The sequence below is a fragment of the Flavobacterium sp. SH_e genome, assembly GCF_025717045.1.
GTDB lineage: Bacteria > Bacteroidota > Bacteroidia > Flavobacteriales > Flavobacteriaceae > Flavobacterium.
Genome location: NZ_JAOVZN010000002.1, coordinates 25,065 through 42,738, shown reverse-complemented (window position 1 = coordinate 42,738; position 17,674 = coordinate 25,065). Strand labels below are relative to the sequence as shown.

The window sequence follows — 17,674 nt, the reverse complement described above, 5'->3', positions numbered from 1 at the left end:
CATTGTATTAAATATTAAAAACAATGCTGTCTGAACTGCAAAAAAAATTGGATTACGTAAATGCTTATAGAGAAAACCGTCTAAAAGCTGCGCAAGATGTCTTAGAAAATCCTTCGCTTTTTAGTGAATTGGTTTCGATTTGCTTTTCGCCCGAAGACAAAAACAATCATAAAGCTTGCTGGATTTTAGAGTTTGTTTCATACGAAGAATTACATTGGCTTCAACCTCATCTTGATTTCTTCTGTTCGAATTTGAAAATTCTAAAAGATGAAAGTTCACTTCGACCAATTGCAAAAGTTACTCAGCTTTTAGTAAAATCGCATTACAAGAAAAACGAAAACGGCATAAAACTCTCAGAAGAAAACCTTCAAGATTGTATTGAAGCTTCTTTTGATTGGCTAATAAATGATACTAAAGTTGCTACAAAAGCGTACTCAATTCGTACTTTATATATCTTAGGAAATTATTACGATTGGATTCACCCTGAACTAAAAGTTATTATTGATAAAGATTTCGGAGATCACTCAGCGGCATACAAAGCTGTAGCCAAAGAAGTTTTGAAGAAAATTAAATAGTTTTTTCCGCCACGAATTCACGAATTATTTTTTTATACTTAATGCAAGAAAAGAAAAAATTCGTGAATTCGTGGCGGAAAAAACTTGTACTCAACGAAATTTTGGCTAAAAAAAGATTAAAAAGTATCTTTGCAAAAACACAACACAAAATGAATTATTTTTCTTCTGATTTTAAATTAGGAATATTAGGTGGCGGACAATTAGGTAAAATGCTTTTGTTTGACACCAGAAAATTTGATATACAAACTTACGTTCTAGATCCAAGTGACGAAGCGCCGAGTAAAATTGCCTGCAACAAGTTTTTTCAAGGCGATTTAATGGATTATGAAACGGTTTATAATTTCGGGAAACAAGTCGATGTTTTGACCTTCGAAATCGAATTGGTAAACCTTGAAGCTTTAACGCAATTAGAAAACGAAGGCCTAAAAGTATATCCATCTCCAAAAACTTTAAAAGGAATTCAGAATAAAGGTGTTCAAAAAGATTTTTACGCTAAAAATAATATCCCAACCGCACCTTTCGAAAGATTTGAAAATTTAGATCAACTAAAATCTAAAATCAACGATCTAAAATTACCATTTGTGTGGAAATGCACCGAATTTGGTTATGACGGAAATGGTGTAAAAATAGTTCGCCAAGCATCCGATTTAGATACGCTTCCGAATGTAGAATGCATTGCAGAAACTATGGTTCCGTTCAAAAACGAATTGGCAGTAATTGTGGTTAGAAATCCTTCAGGAGAAATGAAAACGTATCCAGTTGTAGAAATGGAATTTCATCCAGAAGCCAATCAAGTGGAATACGTAATCTGCCCAGCCAGAATCGACGATAAAGTGGCTGAAAAGGCAAGAGCTGTTGCTTTAAAAGTTTCAGAAAATTTTAATCACGTTGGTCTTTTAGCAGTTGAAATGTTTCAAACTCAGGACGACGAAATTTTGGTAAACGAAGTTGCACCACGTCCGCATAATTCTGGACATTATTCTATTGAAGCAAGTTATACCTCACAATTCGAAAATCATCTACGTGCAATTTTAGATCTTCCGTTAGGAAACACAGACAGTAAAGTTGCCGGAATTATGGTAAATTTAGTCGGAGCCGAAGGTCATTCTGGAAATGTCGTTTATGAAAACATCGAAACCATTTTAGGATGGGACGGCGTTACACCACATATTTACGGAAAAAAACAAACTCGCCCTTTTAGAAAAATGGGTCACGTTACGATTGTGAACGAAAATATGGCTGAAGCGAGAAGAATTGCACAGGAAGTGAAAGAAACTATTAAAGTGATTAGCGCTTAACAATGAAATGAAAAAAGCATTAAAAATCTCTGGATTAACAATCTTAATTTATTTCGCAATACAATTAATAACTATACCTATAACTAAACATGGCAGAGGTTTTTCTATAGGTTTTCCATTTCAGGCATATAGAAGAGTTGATGCGGAATGTTACGTTAGCAACTATTTTTATCCAGAATTTTTGATTATAAATTTCATTATAGTTACAATTATTTTACTTGTAGTTTATTTTTTGGGCAACCTAATCAAAAACAGATTAAAAAAATCCTATAAGTAGGAAAGTTTAAAATAACCAAACTAAATGACAGTTTTCAGTCTCAACAAAACTTGAAACTTTAAACCTGATCCGAGGCTTTAGCCGAACGGACGAAGTAAACAAATACAACAAAAAACATGAGCAAAGTAGCTATTATAATGGGAAGCATCTCAGACATGCCAGTTATGCAAGATGCAATCGACATATTAAAACAATTTAATGTAGAAGTTGAAGTAGATATCGTTTCGGCACACAGAACGCCAGAGAAATTATTCGATTTCAGCAAAAACGCACATACTCGTGGTATTTCGGTAATCATTGCCGGTGCAGGCGGTGCGGCACATTTACCTGGAATGGTAGCTTCAATGTCTCCGCTTCCTGTAATTGGTGTTCCTGTAAAATCAAGCAATTCAATTGATGGCTGGGATTCTGTATTATCGATTCTGCAAATGCCGGGCGGAGTTCCAGTTGCAACTGTAGCTTTGAACGGAGCAAAAAATGCTGGAATTTTAGCAGCACAAATCATCGGAAGCCACGATAAAAAAGTCTTGGATACGATTATTGCTTATAAAGAAGAATTGAAAGCTGCAGTGAATAAAGCGGCTGAAAGTTTAAAATAGTTCAGAGTCTCAGTTTTCAGTCTCAGTGAGCACTGAAAACTGAGACTGAGACTGAAAACTAAAAAAAAAACTCTTTAGTCTCTAGTTAACACTGAAACCTGAGACTGCGACTGAAAACTAAAAAATATGAGCGTATTAACACAATATTTCAATACCAAACATAACACTGCACCTTTTTCGCAAATTAAAATCGAAGATTATGTTCCTGCTTTCAACGAAGGAATTGCTTTGGCTAAAGCCGAAATTGATGCAATTGTAAATAATCCAGATGCGGCGACTTTTGAAAACACAATCGTAGCAATGGATTATTCTGGGGATATTCTAGATCGTCTTTCAAGTATTTTCTTCAATTTGAATTCGGCAGAAACGAATGATGAAATGCAGAAAATTGCTCAGGAAGTTTCGCCTTTGCTTTCAGAATTTGGAAATGACATTCGCTTAAATGCTGATTTATTTGCGAAAGTAAAAGCGGTTTACGATCAGAAAGAAAGTTTAAATCTGAATCCAGAACAAACAACTTTATTAGACAAAAAATACAAAAGCTTTTCAAGAAACGGAGCCAATTTACCTGAGGACAAGAAAAATCAATTAAGAGAAATCGACAAAGAATTATCTAAATTGAGTTTGCAATTTGGTGAAAATGTTTTGGCAGAAACCAACAACTTCGAATTGCATTTGACTGATGAAAAAGATTTATCAGGTTTACCAGAAGGTACAATCGAAGCAGCAAGGTTATTAGCCAAAAATCAGGAAAAAGAAGGCTGGATTTTTACTTTAGATCATCCAAGTTATGTTCCGTTTTTGACTTATGCTGATAATCGCGAATTACGTAAAAAAATGGCGATTGCTTTTGGTGCAAAAGCTTTTCAGAATAACGAATTCGACAATCAGGAAAATGTTTTAAAAATTGCTAAACTTCGTTTTGAAAGAGCTAATTTATTAGGTTACAAAACACACGCACATTTTGTTCTGGAAGAAAGAATGGCTGAAAGCCCAGAAAAAGTTTTCTCTTTCTTAAATGATTTATTAGCAAAAGCGAAACCAGCGGCTCAAAAAGAATTTGCTGAGTTAACCGCTTTCGCAAAAGAGTTAGACGGAATCGAACAATTAGAAAAATGGGACGGCGCGTATTATTCTGAAAAATTAAAACAACAGCTTTTTAATTTAGATGATGAAAAGCTGAAACCCTATTTTCAATTAGAAAAAGTTTTAGACGGCGCGTTTACGGTTGCCAAAAAATTATACGGGTTAACTTTTACAGAAGTTTTTGATATCGATAAATACCATGAAGAAGTTACGACTTACGAAGTGAAAGATGCTAACGACAATTTAGTTTCGATTTTCTATGCTGATTTCTTCCCAAGAAAAGGAAAAAGAAACGGCGCTTGGATGACTTCATTTAAATCACAATATGTAAAAGACGGCGTAAACGAAAGACCGCATATTTCTAACGTTTGTAATTTTACAAAACCGACAGAAACAAAACCTTCGTTATTGACTTTTAATGAAGTAACAACATTATTCCACGAATTTGGTCACGGATTGCACGGAATGTTAGCCGATACGGTTTATCCAAGTTTATCTGGAACCTCTGTTTATTGGGATTTTGTAGAATTACCAAGTCAGATTATGGAAAACTGGTGTTACGAACCAGAAGCTTTGGCTTTGTTTGCGAATCATTATGAAACGGGAGAAATTATTCCGATTGAATATGTTCAGAAAATTAAAGAAAGTGCAAGTTTCCAGGAAGGTTTGGCAACTTTACGTCAACTAAGTTTTGGATTATTAGATATGGCTTGGCACGGACAAGATCCAACTAATATTACGGATTTAAAAACTTTCGAAACAGAACAATTTGCTAATACGCAATTGTATCCAGACGTAAAAGAAAATGCGATGAGTACAGCATTCTCTCATATTTTCCAAGGCGGTTATTCTTCTGGATATTATAGCTACAAATGGGCGGAAGTTCTGGATGCTGATGCTTTTGAATATTTCCATGAAAATGGAATCTTCAATGAAGAAATTGCGAAGAAATTTAAAGATAATGTTCTTTCTAAAGGTGGAACAGAACATCCGATGACTTTATACAAACGTTTTAGAGGACAAGAACCTAAACCAGAAGCTTTGTTGAAAAGAGCAGGACTTTTATAATTGCAGATTTCTGATTTTAGATTTTTTAATCTCAATCTTTAATAAATTTTAGATTAAACCGAGGTAGAAATACTTCGGTTTTTTATTTGGTTTTACTTTAACTATCTTCGCATTTTTAAATCTTAATCTTACAAATACAAGCCGTGAAAAAATATTTTAAAATAGCACTTTATCTTGCCATTATCGGATTGATTTCTATTGTTTCAGTAAATTATTATGTGAAATCTTCGACCAAAAAGAACATTTATTATTCAATAAAGAAGTTTCCTAAAAATGATGTGGGAATTATTTTTGGAGCGGGAATTAATGGGAATCAGCCAAGCAAATATTTAAAGGACCGACTTGATGCAGGAATTATGCTTTGGAAAGCAAAACGAATTAATAAAATTCTGCTTTCTGGTGATAACGGCCGTGAAGAATATGATGAATTAACGGTTATGAAAAACTATTGCTTCAATCATGGCGTTGATACAACCAAAATATTTATCGATTATGCAGGTTTTGATACCTATTCAACAATGTATCGCGCGAAGTATATTTTCAAAATAAAGAGAGCAACTTTAATTTCTCAGGAATATCATTTAAATCGCGCGATTTACATCGGAAATAAATTGGGAATAAAATCAGCTGGTTATTCAGCAAATCAAGGAGAATATTTAGGTTACAATTATGTTCGTTTTAGAGAATGTCTTTCGAGATGTAAATCTTTTTTTGATATTTTACGAAATCGCGAACCGAAGTTTTTAGGTGGAGAAATCAACATTAACGGAGAATCGAATTATTCTAAAGATGATAAGCGATAAAGAAAAATCCTGTAAAAGAACTTACAGGATTTTTGTTTTTCATAATGTTTAGACAAAGAAAAGCATCTTGCTTCTTTACTCTTAACTCTATTAAATCTTTACTCTTTCTCTAAAACTCTTTTTGCTAATTTTCCAACTGTCAGCCCTTGTACAACAATTGAAAATAAGACCACAATATAAGTAACTTCAAGCAGCAAGTTTTTATATTCTCCTTCAGGCATAGAAAGAACTAATGCAATTGAAACTCCACCGCGAATTCCTCCCCAAACCAAAACCATCAAAGAACCTTTGTTGTACGCCGATTTAATTCCAAAAAACTTAAAGATGTCAAAGAATTTCCACGGTAAAACTATAGAGGTAAGTCTTGAAAAAAGTACAATAAAAATAGCTACAAAACCTGTCAATAATTGTTTATTCAAGTCTGGCAATAACAACAATTCGAAACCAATAAAAAGGAATAAAACTGCATTTAAGATTTCATCGATAAGTTCCCAAAATTTACCTAAATAATCTTTTGTCACTTCGCTCATCGCGACTTTTTTGCCATAATTTCCAATAATCAATCCAGCAACAACCATTGCCAGCGGACTAGAAACGTGTAAACTTTGAGCCACTAGAAAACCTCCTGTTACTATAGAAAGCGTAATTAAAACAGAAACTTTATAATCGTCGATTTTCTTCATGACTTTTGATGCTGTAAATCCGAAAACAGCTCCTAATAAAAGTCCGCCGATTCCTTCTTTTGCAAAAAGCCAAGCGATCGAACTAAAACTTACATCAAAAGTTGGATCGGTTGCCATTTTCAAAACAACAGCAAACATTACTACCGCTACTCCATCATTAAATAGCGATTCACCAACAATTTTGGTTTCTATTCTTTTTGGAACTTTAGCTTCTTTTAAAACTCCCAAAACCACAATGGGATCTGTTGGAGAAATCAAGGTCCCGAAAACTAAACAAAATATATACGGAATATGGATTCCTAAAAGCGGTGCGATATAATATAACAGCATCGAAATAATTAGTGCAGATAATACAACGCTTACCGTAGAGTAAATCATAATTGGCACTTTTTGTTCTTTTAAGTCGGCCATATTTACATGTAACGCACCAGCGAATAAAAGAAAGTTCAACATTGCTCCCATTAGGATTTCATTGAAATCAAATTCTTTTATTAAATCAAAAAAATGTTTGGTAGTTGAAGGAAAATAAGAATCTCCCAAAAGACGAATTCCAACCGAAACTAGCATCGCAATAATCATGATTCCGATGGTTCCTGGAAGTTTCAAAAATCTTAAATTCAAATAGGCGAAGAAAGAAGCCAGCACGATAAGTACTGAAAAAGTGTAGTATAATTCCATAAAAAGTGATTTTTACAAAAATATCTTTCTCCTTATTTAATCGAAAATTTCAAGGGTTGAATTAACATAACTTTATAATTCTTAAAATCCTGAAAAATTGATCTTGGATATATTTTGATCTCGAAAATTATACCTCAACTTACCAAAATATTGCTAAGGTATGTTCTGGCAGGAATTTTGGTCCCCCAAGGTTGATTATTAGAATTCCATCCTAAATTAATATCATAAGAAACTGTTCTTGAATTATCATTGCTTTCGCTAAAATCAATTAAAAGTCCTTGATTTTCTGATAAAAAAATTACAGTGTTATTTTGAATATTTTTGTTGCTAAACATTACAAAGACCTTATTCACAGGAACAACAGAAATCGTGTTTCCATTATATAAATTAAAAGCACAAGTGCCGTAATATTGATCGTCATCACTGCTATAAACACAAATACCAGTAGAATAAGAGTCAGTAGAATTATTTTGAATTAACACATTTGGAGAAGTGTTATTTGTATCAATTGTAACTTTGCCATAATTTTCGATAAGCATTCGTTGGTTTAATTCAATTTTGTCATTAGACCCCGATACGCTTTTTTTGACCGTAAATCTAGCAGATTGTTTAGGTATTGAATTTTGTGGCTGTGGAATGTAGATCACAGCATTGTCTGAAATGGGACTGGTTGACAAATAAGCCGAAAGATCAAATTCCCATTCTATTAATATCGATTTTAAAAAATTCTTAGTAACGGTATTCCAACATAAAGGAAAACATGACAAAGCATTATCAGATTTAGAAGCAAGAAAACAACATAAAGTAAAATTTCCTTGATTTAATTTCTCAACAGTTTCTTGTGACAAATTTATAGTTAATGAACTTTTCATTTCCTTTATTTAAGTTAAATATCGTTTTTTAATATTAAAAGAATTACTCCTCACCAAAAATTGATGAAGAGTAATTCAAATCCCCTAAAATTAAACAGCAAATTTTTCGCTGATTGATTTTTCCAACTTATTAGTATTCTCAATCAATAACTTTTTTAAGTCAGTAAGCGCATTAAAGTTTTTCAACCATGTTGCACCTCCAGCACTCCATCCAGCATTTACAGAATAATCTGTTTCTCTTGAGGTAACACCTGTAAGATTAATAAATGCACCAGCAGACATTGCTTTAGTTATTACAGTAGCAGTTAATATTTGCTCTGTAGAGAAAATCAATGCAATTTTTGTTATTGGAGTGATTACTCTAGCTGAGCCTGCTCCTAAAATAGGGAATGCACATAAAATATTAGATTTCCCATTTACCAACTGATTGATTCCAACTGTAAACTGCTGCGTGTCGTTGTTAAGAAAAGCTACTGCTCCATCAACTCCATCTGAACTAGAATCTAAATTTCCTGATCCTTGTTCTATAGTGATCAGCTGTCCTAAGTCTGTATCGATAGTATTACTTGCTTCGATAACTGTTTTTGGAAGAATTGTAGTAGTCGAATTGTATCCTTGAAATTCTTCCTCCCAAGTAATTACTGTTTTTCCTAATAATTTTTCAGCCGGAAGATTGAACCAAACTGTAGGAGAACCATCTCCTGAAGCTGCTACAGATTTAAATCCGTATAAAGAATATCCTTGAGATTTTAAAATTTTTACATCTTCTGGACTAATGTTGATTGTGGTTTTAAAAGTTGCCATAATTTATATTTTTTGATTTGTTTGTTCCTACTCTTAAGCTTTTCGGTTTTCGCTCTGTATTATTTTCTGAATACAGACAATTCGTTTTTTAAGTGGTGCTCCACTATCAATTACAATACAAATGTTGCAGTGTTTCCTGCTTTTGCAGTACAAGTACGACCTCTCATGTTTGTACCATCATCATACCCTACTTGATAATCGTTACCAACAACAATTAAATTTGCTGGATCAAGATTGGTTACTCTCAAATTTTGAGCTCCAATAGGATCATTACTTCTTGCAGTTGCTACTGGTCTTGTACCTGCTTCATTTTTAATTAATAAATCACTCATAACTTTAGATTTTTACGTTAGACAATAATTGTGAGGCTATCTTATTTCTACTATAAAACCTCAAATTGCGGTTTAGTTTTCTAAGAATTAACAATCGAGCAGATAATCTGTGCCAAGCAACTGTGCTTTTTTTATTATTGAGATAAAAATCTCATTTACATTCTTGAATCAGATTATATTTTCATTGTTAATGCTTTTCTCATTTTCTGATCTGCAGTATCAGTTTTAGAGTTTTCAAATTCAAATCGTTCAATCGACAAATCAATGATTTGTATCATCTTACCATTTGAGTTTTTTTAATGTTATGAAAAATAGTTTTGCGAACTATTTTCATTTCAAAATTATATCTTGTTTAAAGCTATTTTTGATAATATGTCATGAAATGGAAATATTTGGTTATGAAATAGATAAACCATGTTACAAGATATTTTTCATCAACAGAATCAACACCCTCAAAACAAACTTTCATTTTTTTTTGAAAGTTTAAAAACTTTTATATACATTTGTTACATGGAATTCAGAGAAGCAAAAAATAAATTCGTTCAAACTTGGGGAGCATTAGGTTCTCAATGGGGCATTAATAAAACTATGGCGCAAATCCATGCTTTGTTAATGGTTTCGAACGAACCAGTTTCTATGGAAGACATTATGGAAGAATTACAAATTTCCCGCGGAAACGCAAGCATGAACCTAAGAGCTTTAATGGATTGGGGAATTGTTTATAAAGAATTTAAAGCTGGAGAAAGAAAAGAATTCTTTACAGCAGAAAAAGATTTAGACGAATTGGCTGTAAAAATTTCCAGAGAAAGAAGCAAAAGAGAAATTAAACCAGCTCTTAAAATCTTAAAAGAAGTTTCGACAATAGAAGCTAATGAATCTGTAGAGGAAAAACACTTTGTAGATCAGACTACTAAATTATATGACTTCGTTTTAAAAGCCGACAATATGTTGGATAAAATGACTGAATTTAATGATAATTGGCTCGGAAAACTGGTTATAAAAATGATGAAATAAAAAATTTTAATCAAAACTTTCATTTTTTTCTGAAAGTTTAAAACTTTAAAAAACAATTATCATGGATTTCTTAAAAGCAGAATGGAAAAATCTAGCACTTTTCAATTATGAAATCGATGCTAGAATATTAGAAAAATATCTTCCCGCAGGAACTGAGATTGATATTTGGAACAACAAATGTTATGTCAGTTTAGTTGGATTTATGTTTAAAAACACCAAGGTTTTAGGATTGAAAGTTCCGTTTCATATCAATTTTGAAGAAGTGAATCTACGATTTTATGTGAAACGTTTTGAAAATGGCGAATGGAAGCGCGGTGTCGTTTTCATTAAAGAAATTGTTCCTAAAAAAGCAATTACTTTTATTGCAAACACTCTGTATCAAGAACATTATGAAACTCAGAAAATGACTCATGAAATTATTGATAACCAAAACAGCAATACTTTCATTTATCAATGGAAAAACAACAAAGAATGGAACACAATTGAAATTGAAACCAAAAAAGATTTAAGCAAAATCGAGATTGATTCTGAGGCAGAATTTATTACCGAGCATTATTTCGGCTACACAAAAATAAACGAAGAGACGACTTTTGAATATGAAGTGACACATCCGAGATGGGAACAATTTGAGGTTTTAAATCATCGAATTGATATTGATTTCGAAAAAAATTATGGACTCGATTTTGGATTTCTTCAAACTCAAAAACCAACTTCAGTTTTCCTTGCAAAAGGTTCAGATATTACCGTTAAAAACAAAAGAAAAATTGAGTTGATTCCTGTCGAAGAAAAATTATACGCTTAAAACTATTCATCCATAAAACCAAAAATCATGAAAACGCTAGAAAACCAAACTTTACTTTATGATGAAGATTGTCCGCTTTGCAGTTTGTACACAACTGGATTTGTAAAAAGCGGAATGCTTGATGAAAACGGAAGAAAATCTTATTGCCAATTATCTACAGAAGAGCAAGATTTTGTAGACTTAAAACGCGCTCCAAACGAAATTGCTTTAGTAGATAATAAAAACAAAACTGTAATTTACGGAATAGATAGTTTGATAAAAGTCGTTGGTTTTTCTTTTCCCTTAATTGAAAAAGTGACAACCATAAAACCAATTCATTTTATTCTAAAAAAGCTCTATTCTTTTGTTTCTTATAATCGAAAAGTAATTATTCCAGGAAATGTAAAAGAAGAAAACAAATTGCAATGCATTCCAGATTTCAATTACAAATATCGTTTCCTGTTCATCGGATTTACTTTGACGATAACCACTTTCGTTTTAGTTGGATATTCTAATTTGATTTTGAATTTTCCAAAAGGTACAATTACAAGAGAACTTATTTTAGCTTTTGGACAAATTGTTTTTCAGAGTTTATTTCTTTACAAATTTAATAAAAAGACTATACTTAATTATGCTGGAAATTTAATGACGGTTTCTTTGATGGGAAGTTTAATTTTAACCCCGATTTTAATTCTAAGTCAGATTGTTCAGCTTCCGCAAATGATTATTTTAGGATGGTTTGGACTAACGGTTTTCATTATGTTTTTAGAACATTTTAGAAGAATTAAAATTTTAAAACTTCCACTTTATCTATCTTTCACTTGGATTCTATACAGAATTCTTGCTTTAATTTTTATTCTTAATTAATCTCTCGGAAACCTAACAGGTTTTAAAAACCTGTTAGGTTTAACACTCAACAACAAAATGAAAAAACTCATAATCGCTGCCGGAACTGGTTTTTTAGGACAAGTTTTAATCCATCATTTCAAAAACAAATTCGAAGAAATTTTAATTCTGACTCGAGGAAAATCACAAACAATTGACGGAATTAAATATGTAAACTGGAATGCCAGAACTTTTTCGGGTTGGGAAAAGGAATTAGAAAATGCGACAGTTCTAATTAATCTGGCAGGAAAGTCGGTTGATTGTCGTTATACGAAAAAGAACAAAAAAGAAATTCTTTGGTCTAGAATTGAAAGCACAAAAATTCTAAACAAAGCGGTTTTAAATTGTCAAAATCCGCCAAAACATTGGCTGAATTCATCTACAGCAACTATTTACCGCTTTTCTTTAGACAAACAAATGGACGAAGTCGATGGCGAAATTGGAAATGACTTTTCTATAAATGTCGCTCTTTCTTGGGAAAAAGCATTCTTTAAAACCGAAACTCCAAAGACAATAAAAACGGCTTTGAGAACTTCTATCGTTTTAGGAAAAAACGGCGGTGCTTTAATTCCGTTAAAGACTTTGGCAAAAATTGGTTTTGGCGGAAAACAAGGAAAAGGAAATCAGTTTATAAGTTGGATTCATGAAGAAGATTTTGCCAATGCGATTGATTTTATTATTGAAAGAGAAATTACTGGCGTTATCAATATTGTTTCTCCAGAACCAATTCGAAATACAGATTTTATGCAAAAACTTAGAAAAACTGTTGGCTTTCCCTTCGGAATTCCATTGAATAAATTCTTTCTAGAAATTGGATCTTTCTTTATTCGTACAGAAACGGAATTGGTTTTAAAAAGCCGAAACGTAGTTCCGAAACGACTTTTGGAAAATGGGTTTCAGTTTAAGTTTGCCACTTTAGAAAAAGCTCTAAAAATTTTAATTTAAGCATTTTGTGTCATTTCGACGAAGGAGAAATCACAGTAGAAACTCCGCAATCAAAATCGCTAATCTTTGTCGAATTCTGTGTGTGATTTCTCCTTAGTCGAAATGACAAGATTGTAGTAAACTGAATCCAAATTATGGCAACAATAAACCTTACAACAAAAATAAACGCACCAAAACAAATCGTTTTCGACGCTTCAAGAAACATCGATATTCACCAACAATCAGCAAGTCCTATAAAAGAAAAAGCAATTGACGGCGTAACTTCTGGTTTAATAAATTTAAATGAAACGGTGACTTGGCGTGGCAAACATTTCGGATTTTACATCACTCACAAAAGCCGAATTACAGCAATGAATCTCTATGATTATTTTGTAGATGAAATGGAAAAAGGAAAATTCAAATCATTCAAACATAAACATTTTTTTGAAGAAGAAAATGGCGTTACAATTATGAAAGACAAATTGCAATATGAAACTCCGTTTGGAATATTCGGGGAACTTTTTGATATTTTGTTTTTAGAAAAGCATCTTACTAATTTTCTTTTAGAAAGAAATAAAGTTTTGAAAGAGGTTTCGGAAAACAACAATTGATAGTTCTTTGAATTTATTTCATGCAGATTCCGTAGATTTGAGCAGATCTCAAAAAAGATAATTTTGAAATTAATTTGCCTCCAGCTTTAGCCGGAGGAGAAATAGAATAGAATATTGCTGGCTTTAACCAAAAGACAAAGTTTAGCTAAAGCCCTAATTGGATACTTTTTTTTAAATTCTAATTTCAAATATAGCCCGCGGTTTCAACCGCGGGAAACGTTGTGTAGGAATCTGGAGCTTAATAAAAGATATCATAAAAACATAACCATCAGCCACCAAAAAATCGGAACGCTTTCTACCCAAAAAGAAGTATAATATTTGGAACGGTTTGGATTGGCAAAAATGATGAATAACATTAGCATAATGACCATAATCAGATTTATGATCGCATCATGAAAATTGAAAGTTGAAATAAAAACTTCCAGAAACCAAAACGGAACTAAAAGCGAAAGTCCTAAAATCTTAGTTCTTTTTACTCCAATCGTCTGCGGAACGGTTTGTAAATGTGGATCGTCGTTGGCTAAATCGATGATTTCGAAAACTAAAATCAAAACAAAAACCAGTACAAAACGCTGAATGCATTTAATGAAAAAATCTGTGGTAAACGGAATTTCAGCATTTATTAATGGTAAAACTAAAGTTGCTCCAACCCAACAAAGTGCGACAATATAAATTTTTACACCTGCCCAGTTTCGGGCATTTTTTCTGTTTGGAAAAAAAGGTAAAGTATAAAGCGCCGTTATGGCAAAAATTCCGACTGAGACTATTTGCGTAATTCTCTTTAAATGGAAAAAATAATAACCGACTAAAACGACCGAAATAAAACTTAAAACAGCAATAATTTTTAGCTGAGTACCAATCGGATTTTTCTTTACGCGAACCAGCGCATCATATTTTACGAAATTATATCCTACAATTGTTCCAAAAAAAACAAAAAGCGCCATTGGCTCATCATACTGAATATGAAACACATGAAATGTAATATGCACCAATGCATAGCATGACAAAGCCACGTGAATACTGCTGTTTAAATAAAAATCGAAAATTTGTTTTAGAAGTTTCATGCCTCAAATCTAATCAATTGGTAACAAATCAACTCTTTAGTTAGAAATTTGATAAAAATTGAAGTTAAAAATACCCATTAAATTATTAATAATACTTAATTTTGCGCCACAAAAAAACAACACATTTACTTTTAAATGTTATTCGCGCACTATAATCGAGCAGAATCACATTATTTAAAACATTAGATAGCTACATGAAAACAGATGCTTTTGCTTTAAGACACATTGGTCCAAGAGAAACTGATCTTCAGCACATGCTGAAAACTATTGGAGTTGATTCGATTGAACAACTTGTTTATGAAACCCTTCCGGACGATATTCGTTTAAAAGCACCTTTGAATTTAGATCCTGCAATGACAGAATTCGAATTTGCAAATCATATTCGCGAATTAGGAAAGAAAAACAAAACATTTAAATCATACATTGGTTTAGGTTATCACCCAACTATCGTTCCGGCTCCAATTCAGAGAAATATCTTCGAAAACCCAGGATGGTACACAGCTTACACACCTTACCAAGCAGAAATTGCTCAAGGTCGTTTGGAAGCTATTTTAAATTTCCAAACTACTGTTATCGAGTTAACTGGAATGGAAATTGCAAACGCTTCTTTACTTGATGAAGGAACTGCTGCTGCAGAAGCTATGGCGTTATTATTTGACGTTCGTACAAGAGATCAAAAGAAAAACAATACACACAAATTCTTCGTTTCTGAAGAAATTTTACCTCAAACTTTATCAGTTTTACAAACACGTTCAACTCCAATCGGAATTGAATTAGTTGTTGGAAACCACGAAACATTTGATTTTTCAAATGAATTTTTCGGAGCGATTTTACAATATCCAGGAAAATACGGTCAAGTAAACGATTATAGTGCTTTTGTTGCTAAAGCAAAAGAAAACGAAATCAAAGTTGCCTTTGCTGCTGATATTTTATCATTAGCAACTTTAACTTCTCCAGGAGAAATGGGTGCTGCAGTTGTTGTTGGAACTACACAACGTTTTGGTGTACCAATGGGTTACGGTGGTCCTCATGCTGCTTATTTTGCAACTAAAGACGAATACAAGCGTTCTATGCCGGGCCGTATCATTGGTGTTTCTGTTGATGCAAATGGAAACCGTGCTTTACGTATGGCTTTAGGAACTCGTGAGCAACACATCAAACGTGAAAAAGCGACTTCAAACATCTGTACTGCTCAAGTTTTATTGGCAGTTATGGCTGGAATGTACGCAGTTTACCACGGACCAGAAGGATTAAAATACATTGCAAATAAAGTTCACGCCTCTGCAGTTACTACTGCTGAAGCTTTAAATAAATTAGGAGTTTACCAAACCAACACTGCTTACTTTGATACTATTTTAGTAAAAGCTGATGCTCAAAAAGTAAAAGCAGTTGCTGAGAAAAGCAAAGTAAACTTCTTCTATCCTGATGCTGATTCAGTTTCGATTTCGTTAAACGAAACAACTTCTGTTGCTGATATCAATCAAATCGTTGCGATTTTTGCTGAAGCTTTAGGAAAAGAAACTGTTAAGGTTTCTGAATTAAGTGAAGCTAGTCAATTACCAGCTTCATTAGAAAGAACGTCATCTTTCTTAACGCATGATGTTTTCAACAATCATCATTCAGAAAGTCAGTTGATGCGTTACATTAAAAAATTAGAGCGTAAAGATTTATCATTGAATCACTCAATGATCTCATTAGGTTCTTGTACAATGAAATTAAACGCAGCTTCAGAAATGTTGCCTCTTTCTATGCCAAACTGGAACAGCATTCACCCGTTTGCTCCAGTTGACCAAGTAGAAGGTTACCTTACAATGCTTAAAAAATTAGAGCAACAATTAAATGTAATTACTGGATTTGCTGGAACTACTTTACAGCCAAACTCAGGTGCTCAAGGAGAATATGCTGGTTTAATGGCGATTCGTGCTTACCATATGTCAAGAAACGAAGGTCACCGTAATGTATGTTTGATTCCTTCATCAGCTCACGGAACAAACCCTGCTTCTGCTGCGATGGCAGGAATGAAAATCATTGTTACGAAAACTACTCCAGAAGGAAATATTGACGTAGAAGATTTAAGAGAAAAAGCGATTGAGCACAAAGATGACTTATCTTGCTTAATGGTAACGTATCCTTCTACTCACGGGGTTTTCGAATCTTCAATTATTGAAATCACAAAATTAATCCACGATAATGGCGGGTTAGTATATATGGATGGTGCAAACATGAACGCGCAAGTTGGATTAACAAATCCTGCTACAATTGGTGCTGACGTTTGCCACTTAAACTTACACAAAACATTCGCTATTCCTCACGGTGGTGGTGGACCTGGTGTTGGACCAATTTGTGTAAACGAAAAATTAGTTCCGTTCTTACCAACAAACCCAATCTTAAAAGTTGGTGGTGAACAAGCAATTACTGCTATTTCATCTGCGCCTTACGGATCTGCTTTAGTTTGTTTAATTTCTTACGGTTACATCACAATGATGGGAGCTGAAGGATTAAAAAGCGCTACAGAGCACGCGATCTTAAACGCAAACTACATGAAAGCACGTTTCGAAGGACACTATCCAATTCTTTATACTGGAGAATGCGGAAGAGCAGCTCACGAAATGATCTTAGATTGCCGTGCATTTAAAGAAAACGGAATCGAAGTTGGTGATATCGCAAAACGTTTAATGGATTACGGTTTCCACGCTCCTACGGTTTCTTTCCCAGTTGCGGGAACTTTAATGATCGAACCTACAGAATCTGAAGATTTAGCGGAGTTAGATCGTTTTTGTGATGCGCTTATCTCAATCAGAAAAGAAATTGAAGCTGCAACTGCTGATGATAAAAACAATGTATTGAAAAATGCACCTCACACATTAGCAATGTTAACTACAGATTCTTGGGATTTCCCTTATACTAGAGAAAAAGCGGCTTACCCATTAGCATACATTGCTGAAAATAAATTCTGGCCATCTGTTCGTCGTGTAGATGACGCTTATGGTGACAGAAATTTAGTATGTAGCTGTGCTCCTATTGAAGCTTATATAGAAAACTAAGAAATAAGTTTTCTTATACATATTCAAACCCGACAGATTACAAAAATCTGTCGGGTTTATTTTTGTTTCAAGTTTCGTGTGTCAGGTTTTAGCATAACCTGAAACTTGAAACTTTTTGAACAAAACAACAAAGAAGAAATCTGATTTAAAGAAACATAACTTTCTGATAATCTTTTGTGAAATTATCGTCATAAATTTGAAATAAAAGCAAAAAAACTTTACTCTCGGAATCTCCTTCAATCGTTTGAAATCTAGTAAATATTAAAAAATCATTAG

The 17,674-nt window shown here is 33.1% G+C and carries 16 protein-coding genes; 11 read left to right on the top strand and 5 right to left on the bottom strand.

Annotated features, from left to right (window positions below; all coding sequences use genetic code 11):
- Nucleotides 1-23: 23 nt before the first annotated feature.
- The 5 genes from OD917_RS03150 to OD917_RS03130 all read left to right on the top strand — a co-directional run bounded on the left by OD917_RS03150 (nt 24) and on the right by OD917_RS03130 (nt 5,706).
- Entirely contained in the window at nt 24-575 is a 552-nt protein-coding gene (locus tag OD917_RS03150; RefSeq protein WP_263522093.1) for a hypothetical protein, read from the top strand.
- A 149-nt stretch (nt 576-724) separates the two neighbouring features.
- Nucleotides 725-1,873 (top strand): 5-(carboxyamino)imidazole ribonucleotide synthase, encoded by a 1,149-nt coding sequence (locus tag OD917_RS03145; RefSeq protein WP_263522092.1) that lies wholly within the window; start codon nt 725-727, stop codon nt 1,871-1,873.
- Between the two features lie 393 nt (nt 1,874-2,266).
- Nucleotides 2,267-2,749: a 5-(carboxyamino)imidazole ribonucleotide mutase gene (purE, locus tag OD917_RS03140; protein WP_263522091.1), complete on the top strand. Its 483-nt coding sequence runs from the start codon at nt 2,267-2,269 to the stop codon at nt 2,747-2,749.
- Between the two features lie 126 nt (nt 2,750-2,875).
- Nucleotides 2,876-4,903 (top strand): M3 family metallopeptidase, encoded by a 2,028-nt coding sequence (locus OD917_RS03135; protein WP_263522090.1) that lies wholly within the window; start codon nt 2,876-2,878, stop codon nt 4,901-4,903.
- A 143-nt stretch (nt 4,904-5,046) separates the two neighbouring features.
- Nucleotides 5,047-5,706: a vancomycin high temperature exclusion protein gene (locus tag OD917_RS03130; RefSeq protein ID WP_263522089.1), complete on the top strand. Its 660-nt coding sequence runs from the start codon at nt 5,047-5,049 to the stop codon at nt 5,704-5,706.
- Nucleotides 5,707-5,804: 98 nt separating this feature from the next.
- Here the strand turns inward: OD917_RS03130 and OD917_RS03125 are convergent, their stop codons facing one another.
- The 4 genes from OD917_RS03125 to OD917_RS03110 all read right to left on the bottom strand — a co-directional run bounded on the left by OD917_RS03125 (nt 5,805) and on the right by OD917_RS03110 (nt 9,075).
- Nucleotides 5,805-7,067 (bottom strand): cation:proton antiporter, encoded by a 1,263-nt coding sequence (locus tag OD917_RS03125; RefSeq protein WP_263522088.1) that lies wholly within the window; start codon nt 7,065-7,067, stop codon nt 5,805-5,807.
- Between the two features lie 134 nt (nt 7,068-7,201).
- A complete protein-coding gene (locus OD917_RS03120) occupies nt 7,202-7,939 on the bottom strand; it encodes a hypothetical protein (RefSeq protein WP_263522087.1) in 738 nt (245 codons plus the stop codon).
- A gap of 90 nt (nt 7,940-8,029) precedes the next feature.
- Nucleotides 8,030-8,743: a hypothetical protein gene (locus tag OD917_RS03115; protein ID WP_263522086.1), complete on the bottom strand. Its 714-nt coding sequence runs from the start codon at nt 8,741-8,743 to the stop codon at nt 8,030-8,032.
- Nucleotides 8,744-8,853: 110 nt separating this feature from the next.
- The gene (locus OD917_RS03110; RefSeq protein WP_263522085.1) at nt 8,854-9,075 is read right to left on the bottom strand and encodes a hypothetical protein; all 222 of its coding nucleotides are present in this window, start codon (nt 9,073-9,075) and stop codon (nt 8,854-8,856) included.
- A gap of 510 nt (nt 9,076-9,585) precedes the next feature.
- On the opposite strand from OD917_RS03110, the gene OD917_RS03105 reads away from it, so the two are divergent.
- The 5 genes from OD917_RS03105 to OD917_RS03085 all read left to right on the top strand — a co-directional run bounded on the left by OD917_RS03105 (nt 9,586) and on the right by OD917_RS03085 (nt 13,290).
- Complete coding sequence (locus OD917_RS03105) at nt 9,586-10,089, top strand: GbsR/MarR family transcriptional regulator (RefSeq protein WP_263522084.1); 504 nt, start codon at nt 9,586-9,588, stop codon at nt 10,087-10,089.
- Nucleotides 10,090-10,150: 61 nt separating this feature from the next.
- Nucleotides 10,151-10,891, top strand: coding sequence for a YqjF family protein (locus tag OD917_RS03100; RefSeq protein WP_263522083.1), 741 nt, complete (start codon nt 10,151-10,153; stop codon nt 10,889-10,891).
- A gap of 27 nt (nt 10,892-10,918) precedes the next feature.
- Nucleotides 10,919-11,737 (top strand): hypothetical protein, encoded by an 819-nt coding sequence (locus OD917_RS03095; protein WP_263522082.1) that lies wholly within the window; start codon nt 10,919-10,921, stop codon nt 11,735-11,737.
- Nucleotides 11,738-11,794: 57 nt separating this feature from the next.
- Nucleotides 11,795-12,700: a TIGR01777 family oxidoreductase gene (locus tag OD917_RS03090; protein WP_263522081.1), complete on the top strand. Its 906-nt coding sequence runs from the start codon at nt 11,795-11,797 to the stop codon at nt 12,698-12,700.
- Nucleotides 12,701-12,834: 134 nt separating this feature from the next.
- Nucleotides 12,835-13,290, top strand: coding sequence for an SRPBCC family protein (locus OD917_RS03085; RefSeq protein WP_263522080.1), 456 nt, complete (start codon nt 12,835-12,837; stop codon nt 13,288-13,290).
- A gap of 251 nt (nt 13,291-13,541) precedes the next feature.
- On the opposite strand, the gene OD917_RS03080 is transcribed toward OD917_RS03085, so the two are convergent.
- Nucleotides 13,542-14,354 carry a hypothetical protein gene (locus OD917_RS03080; RefSeq protein WP_263522079.1) on the bottom strand — a complete coding sequence of 271 codons (813 nt, stop codon included), beginning with the start codon at nt 14,352-14,354 and terminating at the stop codon, nt 13,542-13,544.
- 194 nt (nt 14,355-14,548) lie between these two features.
- Here OD917_RS03080 and gcvP point away from each other — a divergent pair, with 194 nt between their 5' ends.
- Nucleotides 14,549-17,398 (top strand): aminomethyl-transferring glycine dehydrogenase, encoded by a 2,850-nt coding sequence (gene gcvP / locus OD917_RS03075; RefSeq protein ID WP_263522078.1) that lies wholly within the window; start codon nt 14,549-14,551, stop codon nt 17,396-17,398.
- The last annotated feature ends 276 nt before the right edge of the window (nt 17,399-17,674 follow it).